Source organism: Bradyrhizobium sp. SHOUNA76 (assembly GCF_023006445.1).
Taxonomy (GTDB): domain Bacteria; phylum Pseudomonadota; class Alphaproteobacteria; order Rhizobiales; family Xanthobacteraceae; genus Bradyrhizobium.
The window spans coordinates 1-7,943 of sequence record NZ_JALBHA010000304.1 but is presented as its reverse complement, the minus strand read 5'-3'; the positions used below and the strand labels follow the sequence as shown (position 1 = coordinate 7,943).

Below are 7,943 nucleotides of genomic sequence, written 5' to 3'. Positions count from 1 at the left end.
AGCCGCACGTTTTCGCGCACGCTGGCCCAGGGCATCAGGGTGGGCTCCTGAAACACGAAACCGATGCCGTGACCCGGCTGCGGGACGCCCTCGCGGCGCGCCACCCGCACGCTGCCCGATGACGGCGCGCTGAGCTCTGCGATGATGCGCAGCACCGTCGACTTGCCGCAACCGGAGGGGCCCAGCAGCGAGATGAACTCGCCCTTGCGGACAGTGAGATCGAACGGGCCGAGCGCCATGACGCCATTGTCATAGGTCTTCGTGACCCCGCGCAGGCTGACGGCGAGCGCCGTCAGGCTGGCCTCGACGGCGGATGAGGTTTGGACAGGGGACATCGACCGTGCGTTACGGCTTGCTCGGGCGCAGCTCGACGCCGACGCCCTTGTTGACGAAGCGCAGCGTGTAGGATTTGCGGAAGTCGAGATCCGCCTTGACGACGCCGGCCTTGACCATCTTGTTGAAGAAGGAGGCGTAACGCTCGTCGCTCATCGCGCCGATGCCGTTCTTCAAGCTGTCGCCGGAATCGACGATGCCATGCTCCTTCATCTTGGCGACGGAATAGGCGAGCAGATCGTCGGTCATCTCAGGATTGAGCTTCTTGATCATGGCGTTGCCGGCAGAATTGTCGCGGTAGATGTAATTGTACCAGCCGACCATGGAGGCATCGACGAAGCGCTGGACGAGATCGGACTTCTTCTCGACGATGTCGCGGCGGGTCTCGATCAGGGTCGAATAGGTGTTGAAGCCGTAATCGGCGAGCAGCAGCACGTTCGGCTTGAAGCCGGCGGCCTTCTCGACCGCGAAGGGCTCGGAGGTGACGTAGCCCTGCATGGCGCTCTTGGGATTGGCGATGAAAGGCTGCGGATTGAAATTATAGGGGCGGACGTTCTTCTCGCTGAAACCATATTCGGACTTCAGCCATTGAAAGTAGCTGCCCATGCCCTCCTTGGACACGAACAGCGTCAGCGGCTTGAGGTCCTCGATCTTGCTGACCTTGGCATCCGGCTGCGTCAGCATCACCTGCGGATCCTTCTGGAAGATCGCGGCGATGGTCACGACGGGGACGTTGTTGGCGACCGCATCGAACGACATCAGCGTGTTCGCCGCCATGAAGAAATCGATCTTGCCGGCGATCAGCAGCATCCGGTTGTTCTCATTGGGCCCGCCGGGGACGATGGTGACGTCGAGGCCGTATTTTTTGTAGGTGCCGTCGGCGACGGCCTGGAAGAAGCCGCCATGCTCGGCCTCGGCGACCCAGTTGGTGCCGAAGGTGACCTTGTCCAGCGTCTCGGCGCGCACGGGGACGCCGCAGACGAAGGCGGCCATCAGGCCCGCCGTGAGCGCTCGCCGCAGATGAAAGGGGGTCATAATGGCACTCCGTCGATCGCTTCCGGCCAATCGCGTCTGGCTCATGTGGACACAACGCGATAAAACCGCATGACATCAGGGGACGCGAGCCGGCCGGGCCCGCATCCCCTGATAACCCAAATTACGTGACAAATTCGGGCAAAGAAACCTTGATGACGCCGTCCCGCGACTGGACCGAGATCCGCTGGGCCGATGCGCCCCCTGCGGAGACGTCGCGCTGGATCGCGGTGCTGCCGCTGGCGGCGACCGAGCAGCACGGCCCGCATCTGCCTGTGACGACCGACGTGTTGATCGCGGAGGCGTATCTGGCGCGGGCGCGCGAGTTGTTGCCTGAGAACGTTCCAGCGACGTTTCTCCCCGTCGAGCCAGTCGGGATCTCCACCGAGCATATCGATTATCCCAGCACGCAGACGCTGGCGAACGACGTCGCGCTGAAGCGATGGACGGGAATCGGCGAGGATGTCGCGCGGCGCGGCGTGAGGAAGCTCGTCATCATCACCAGCCATGGCGGCAACAGCGCGGCGATGATGTTGATTGCGCAGGATTTGCGCGCGTATCAAAAACTGTTGGTGGTGACGACGTCCTGGTCGCGGCTTTCGGGCGCTGACCAATTGTTCCCGGCCGACGAAGTGCGACACGGCATTCATGGCGGCGCCATCGAGACCTCGATCATGCTGGCGCGCTATCCCGATCAGGTGCGTAAAGCTGAAATCGCGGATTTTCCCGCGAGCAGCATCGCGATGGAAAAGCAGTATCGCTGGCTGTCGACGCAGCGGCCCGCACCGTTTGCCTGGCAGGCGCAGGATCTGAACGCCAGCGGCGCAATCGGCAACGCGACATTGGCCGTGGCCGAGAAGGGCGAGCAACTCGTCGATCAAGGCGCCCGCGCTTTTTGCGAGCTTCTGAGCGAGGTCGATAACTTCGACGTGAACAGGCTCGCCAAGGGCCCCCTCGGCTAGGCCATATCCATCTGGAATTGTTCAGGAATATGCTTCGATTCGGGAGCGGCTTTGCCGCATTCGAACCGGACGCGAGCAGCCTCCGTCAAACTGGGCACGCGGGCCACAACGGACCGCCTCAACCCCGGATGGAGTTTCACATGTCGATCAAGACCAAGATTGCCGCCATCGCTCTCGCCGCCCTCGCCGTCACCGGCAGCATCGTGTCCACCACGTCCTCGGCCGAAGCCAAGCAGCCCGGTTGGGTCTGGGGTGTCGGTGCCGGCATCGCCACTGCCGCCGTCGTCGGCTCCGCGATCGCCGCCAGCAACGACCCCTATTACAACGGCTATCACCGCTGCGGCTGGGTCGCCCAGTACAACGCCTTCGGCCAGTACGTCGGCCGCGTTCGTACTTGCTACTGATTTGAGTACCTGAGGCCGATCTCACGTGGATCCTGCGTCCGACACGGGCGCCTCATCCACCCCGTGTCGTGCCCCCGACCCCGCCCGGACGTCCCCCCGGGCGGGGTCAACTGTTTTAGTGCCGCCAGAACAGCCCAACAATGACTCAGACTGTCCTTCCGATTGCACGTTCCACGTGTCAGGATACGAATGGGTGGCTGGAGGGCGAGCGTGAATTGGCGGATCTCAATTGGATCGATCCTGATTGCGATCCTGACATCGACACAAGCATTTCCCGAGCCGGCCTCACAGCCGCAAACAGTGATCCAGGGCGACAGCCGCCCCGCCGTGGACGTCGAACTCGTGATCGCGGTCGACGTTTCCTACTCGGTGCAGCCGGATGACCTGGCGGCCCAGCGCGAAGGCTATGCCAAGGCCGTTGTCTCGGAGGAGTTTCTTCGGGCCTTGCGGACCGGCCCTATCGGCAAGATCGCGCTGACCTACTTCGAATGGTCATCGACAAGGGATCAGGACGTCGTCGTCCCCTGGCGGCAGATCGACGGACCGGAAGCGGCCGAGGCCGTCGCAGCTGAAATCATGAAGGCACCGATCCGCCGCGGTTCGCGCACGTCGATTTCGGGTGCGATCAAGTTCGCCATGCCGCTGTTCGAGCTGAACCCGTACCGGGGCGCGCGCCGCATCATCGACGTTTCGGGCGATGGCCCCAACAACAACGGCGATCCTGTCGCCACCGCGCGCGACACAGCAGTGCAGCAGGGCATCGTCATCACCGGCCTGCCGATCGTGGTCAATGCAACGCCTCCTGGTCAGGTGGACATCAGCCATATCGATCATATCGATTGGTACTATGAGGATCGCGTGATCGGCGGCCCAGGTTCCTTTGTTGTGCCGGTCACCGATCGCGAAAACTTCAAGGAGGCGATCCGGACCAAGCTGGCGCTCGAGGTCGCGGGCCGCACGCCGGATCACTCGCCGGCGCCCTCAGTGGACAAGAAACCGCGGGTTCTCTGCACGATTGGTGAAAAACTCTGGCAGCAGCGGTGGGATACGGCCGGTCCGGCGACGAACGGTCCGGCCCCGAGCAAGCCAGCGGCGAATGGTCCGGCGGCGATCAATCCGATCAGCCAGGATGACGCGTTGCTCAGCAAGAAGATCAAGGGCATCTGCCGCGGCTGCTAGGTGCTCTCGTTAGTCGCCGACTGACCGCCGACCTTCGCGATTCCCCCGACCCTCGCATTTGTCCTGGGCTTGGATAGGTCTCCAGCAAAGGCCGGGCTCCGCTCGTACAATCGCGGTTTCTGCCCCGTTGAGGCGATGTTGCAGTCCCGTCACATGACGGTGCGAACCATCACCCGCGGCAATCCGCACCAGTTGCTATTGCGAATTAATCGCAATAAGGTTCGCAACGAGCGCAGGGACTTGGGACGAAATTGCGTCGGGCAGAGATCATCTCGGCCGATCGCGTGACCTCAGGACCCTGATGACAGGGGCACCGCGAATCGGCAGGGATGTCGCGGCGGGTGGATACATTCGCGTTTGGGGGCGTAGGTTTTGACGTTGAGAAGTCACCGACACCGGTTGCTGCACACGGCGGCCGTCGCAGGCCTCCTGGGGCTTCCCGTTGCTGCCCACGCGGCCGATCTGCCGCTGAAGGCGCCGGCGCTGAGAGCGGTCTATGACTGGACCGGACTCTATATCGGCGCGCATGCCGGCTATGGCCGCGGCTCGTCGCACTTCGCACTGAACGACGGCACCGCAATTGGCGACAGCGGCGTCTTCAGCGGCATGATCGGCGGCGTGCAGGCCGGCTACAATTACCGGCTCAACTCCGGCTGGCTGATCGGCGTCGAAGGCGATTTCTCGTTTCCCAACTACATCACCTCGAATTCGATCGTGTCCTTCCTGGCGACACCCGCCAACACCGTCACGCAGCAATGGGACTACGCCGCGAGCGTGCGCGGCCGCGTCGGCTACACCAGCGGTCCGTGGCTGGTCTACGCCACCGGCGGCTTTGCCTGGATGGGCGAGCGCTATTTCGACACGCCGGCCTCCGGCGCCGAAATCCCGAAGATCCTGAACACGCGGCCCGGCTGGATCGCGGGCGCGGGCGTCGAATACGCCTTCGCGCCGCATTGGAGCGCACGGCTCGAATATCTCTACAGCCGCTTCGACGGCGCGAATGTCGCCTTCTCTACGGGCGCCCAATACACCTCGTCGTCGCTCGACTTCCAGCAAGTCAGGGTCGGCCTCAACCGGAAGGTCGATTGGCCGGGCGTGCCCAGCTACGACCCGAAGAGTTCTTTGATCGACACGGAATCCGATCGCTGGGAGATCCACGGCCAGAGCACTTATCTGCCGCAGGGCTATCCGTCGTTCCCCGCGCTCTATACCGGACCGAACTCGCTCTCGCCGTCGCGGCAAGCCAAGGCGACCTGGAGCAACAGCCTGTTCCTGAACGCACGGCTGTGGGACGGCGGCGAGGTCTATTACAATCCCGAACTGCTGCAGGGATTTGGACTGAACGACACGGTCGGCGCGGCCGGCTTCCCCAACGGCGAAGCGCAGAAGTCGAACTTCCCCTATCCGCACTACAACACCTCGCGCCTGTTCGTGCGCCAGACGTTCGGCTTTGGCGGCGAGCAGGAGGAGCTCGCGAGCGGGCAGCTGCAGCTGGGACAAAAGGTCGACGTGTCCCGCCTCACGGTGCAGGCCGGCAAGTTCGCTGTCGTCGACGTGTTCGACGGCAACGCCTACGCCAAGGACACCCGCAGGGATTTCATGAACTGGTCGATCTGGGCGCCGGGCGCCTTCGACTATTCCGCCGACAAGGTCGGCCTCACCTACGGCGTCACCGCCGAGCTCAATCAGAAGCAATGGGCGCTGCGCGGCGGCTATTTCCTGATGGTCTCCGAGTCCAACTCGAATCATTTCGACACCAGGGTCGGGGAGCGCGGCCAGTACGTGCTCGAGCTCGAGACGCGCTTCTCGCTGTTCGGCCAGCCCGGCAAGCTCAGGACCATGGGCTGGCTCGACAGCGCCAATATGGGCAGCTTCCGCGAGACGCTGAACAATCCCGCGCTCAATCTCGACATCGCGCAGACCCGGCGCGGCCGCGTGAAGTATGGTTATGTGCTCAACCTCGAGCAGGCGATCACGGACGATGTCGGCCTGTTCAGCCGCTGGAGCTGGAACGACGGCAAGAACGAGACGCTGGCCTTCACCGACATTCATCGCAGTCTATCCGCGGGATTGTCGATCAAGGGCACGAGATGGGGGCGGCCCGACGACGTGGTCGGCATCGGCGGCGCGATCAATGCGATTTCGCAGGACTACCGCGACTTCCTCGCCGCCGGCGGCCTCGGCGTGCTGGTTGGCGACGGTGCGCTCAACTACCGCAAGGAGCGCATCCTCGAAACCTATTACGCCTATGCGGTGAACAAGAATCTCACGCTCACCGCCGACTACCAGCTGATCGTCAACCCTGCCTACAATGCCGACCGCGGACCGGTGTCGGTGTTCTCAGGACGGCTGCACGGCGAGTTCTGAGCCGCCACGGCTCAGAACAAGAGCGTGCCCCCCCGAGACGAACAGCAGCGCCAGCACGATCTTGCGGAATGCGGCCTCGTCGATCCGGCCGAACAGTTTCAGTCCCAGCCACGTTCCGGCAAACAGGAACGGCAGGCCGAGCGCGAACAGCTTCGCCGTGTCGAGCGAGAAAGCCGTTGACCAAACCGACCGTCATGTCAGCGGCCGCCGGCACGACGGCCGCGAGCTTGGGGCTGCGGCCGGAAGAATGCGTACAGGCTATAGGCGATCAGAACAGCTCCAACCACGATGCGGACACTCTTCGGATCAGCCCAGGTTAAGAAGCGATACCCCGGTCGGCACGCCGATGACTGCACCGATGATGAAAGGCCACAGCCGGCGCCAGTCGAGCACAGCGCGCAGCTTCCAGACCGAGTAACCCTGCACGAGAAGGCCGAAGCCGACGATCAGACTGGCGCTCTGAACAGGCGTCAGCACGTAAAGCCACAGCGATGCCGCGACGAGGCCGAAGGCGAAGCCGGAGGTCTAGGTGAAGCTGCCTCCCTGTACAATGAGCTTGTTACGCGGCCCGGATCGCATCCAGGAATTTTCCGACCTCGACCTTGAGACGGCTGCTCTCGCCGGACAGTGACTTGGCGGACGCGAGCACGTTGGAAGATGCAGATCCGGTCTGGCTTGCGCCGCGCTGCACGTCGACGATGCTGGCAGAGACCTGCTGGGTGCCGCGCGCGGCCTGCTGCACGTTGCGGGAAATCTCCCGCGTCGCTGCGCCCTGCTCCTCGACTGCCGCGGCGATTGCGGAAGCGATCTCGGACATGCGGCTGATGGTGTCGCCGATCGCCTTGATGGCGCCGACCGAATCCTCCGTCGCGGTCTGGATTCCCGCGATCTGCTGGCTGATCTCGCCGGTGGCCTTGGCGGTCTGCTCAGCCAGCGCCTTGACCTCGGAAGCGACCACCGCAAAGCCGCGCCCGGCCTCACCGGCGCGCGCCGCCTCGATGGTGGCGTTGAGCGCCAGAAGATTGGTCTGGCCCGCGATCTGGCTGATGAGCTCAACCACGTCCCCGATGCGGCCGGCGGCCTTGGCCAGCTCGCCGACATGGTCGTTGGTCCGCCCTGCCTGCTGCACCGCTTCGCCGGCAATGCGCGCGGAGTCCTGCACCTGCCGGCTGATCTCGTCGACCGACGAGGCCATCTCCTCGGCCGCCGCGGCGACGGTCTGCACGTTGGTGGAAGCCTGTTCGGAGGCGGCCGCGACGGTCGCGGTGACCTTTTCCGATTGATCGGCCGTGCTGGTCAGCGTTCCCGCGGACACTTCCAGTTCGGACGACGCCGATGACACCGTGTTGATGACATCGCCGATCATGGCTTCGAACTCGCGCGCGATCTGGTCCATGCGCTGGCTGCGCCGGAGCTTCGCGTCGGCCTCGATTGCGGCTGCCTCGTCGGCTTCCTTCTTGGCGAGCAGCGAATCCTTGAAGTGCTGCAGCGACCCTGCCACCTGGCTGATCTCGTCATCGCGACCCGTCGCGGGGATCTCGACCTCGTGCTGTCCGGCTGCGAGCGTTCCGATCACCTCGGCCAGCTTCGCAAGCGGCGTCACGACGCGGCGGCGCAGCATCATGGTCACGCCGGCGAGTGTGCCGAGCAATGCCAGCACGACGAC

At 64.0% G+C, this 7,943-nt stretch carries 8 protein-coding genes; 4 read left to right on the top strand and 4 right to left on the bottom strand.

What is annotated here, in order from left to right; genetic code table 11:
- Together MOV74_RS25285 and MOV74_RS25280 are read right to left on the bottom strand one after the other, a co-directional pair.
- Positions 1-335: ATP-binding cassette domain-containing protein (locus tag MOV74_RS25285; protein ID WP_246928890.1), on the bottom strand; the 335-nt coding region annotated here is incomplete at its 3' end.
- Positions 336-345: 10 nt separating this feature from the next.
- The gene (locus tag MOV74_RS25280) at positions 346-1,368 is read right to left on the bottom strand and encodes an ABC transporter substrate-binding protein (RefSeq protein ID WP_246928888.1); all 1,023 of its coding nucleotides are present in this window, start codon (positions 1,366-1,368) and stop codon (positions 346-348) included.
- 152 nt (positions 1,369-1,520) lie between these two features.
- On the opposite strand from MOV74_RS25280, the gene MOV74_RS25275 reads away from it, so the two are divergent.
- From MOV74_RS25275 to MOV74_RS25260, 4 genes are all read left to right on the top strand, one after another.
- The gene (locus MOV74_RS25275; RefSeq protein ID WP_246928885.1) at positions 1,521-2,327 is read left to right on the top strand and encodes a creatininase family protein; all 807 of its coding nucleotides are present in this window, start codon (positions 1,521-1,523) and stop codon (positions 2,325-2,327) included.
- Between the two features lie 140 nt (positions 2,328-2,467).
- Positions 2,468-2,731, top strand: a complete 264-nt coding sequence (locus MOV74_RS25270; RefSeq protein WP_246928883.1) for a hypothetical protein — start codon at positions 2,468-2,470, stop codon at positions 2,729-2,731.
- Positions 2,732-2,941: 210 nt separating this feature from the next.
- Positions 2,942-3,910: a DUF1194 domain-containing protein gene (locus tag MOV74_RS25265; RefSeq protein WP_246928881.1), complete on the top strand. Its 969-nt coding sequence runs from the start codon at positions 2,942-2,944 to the stop codon at positions 3,908-3,910.
- 402 nt (positions 3,911-4,312) lie between these two features.
- On the top strand, positions 4,313-6,277 hold the full coding sequence (locus MOV74_RS25260; protein WP_404979168.1) for a carbohydrate porin: 1,965 nt from the start codon (positions 4,313-4,315) through the stop codon (positions 6,275-6,277).
- A 306-nt stretch (positions 6,278-6,583) separates the two neighbouring features.
- Here the strand turns inward: MOV74_RS25260 and MOV74_RS25255 are convergent, their stop codons facing one another.
- Both MOV74_RS25255 and MOV74_RS25250 read right to left on the bottom strand, forming a co-directional pair.
- Positions 6,584-6,754: a hypothetical protein gene (locus tag MOV74_RS25255; protein ID WP_246928865.1), complete on the bottom strand. Its 171-nt coding sequence runs from the start codon at positions 6,752-6,754 to the stop codon at positions 6,584-6,586.
- Between the two features lie 82 nt (positions 6,755-6,836).
- Positions 6,837-7,943: methyl-accepting chemotaxis protein (locus tag MOV74_RS25250; RefSeq protein ID WP_246928863.1), on the bottom strand; the 1,107-nt coding region annotated here is incomplete at its 5' end.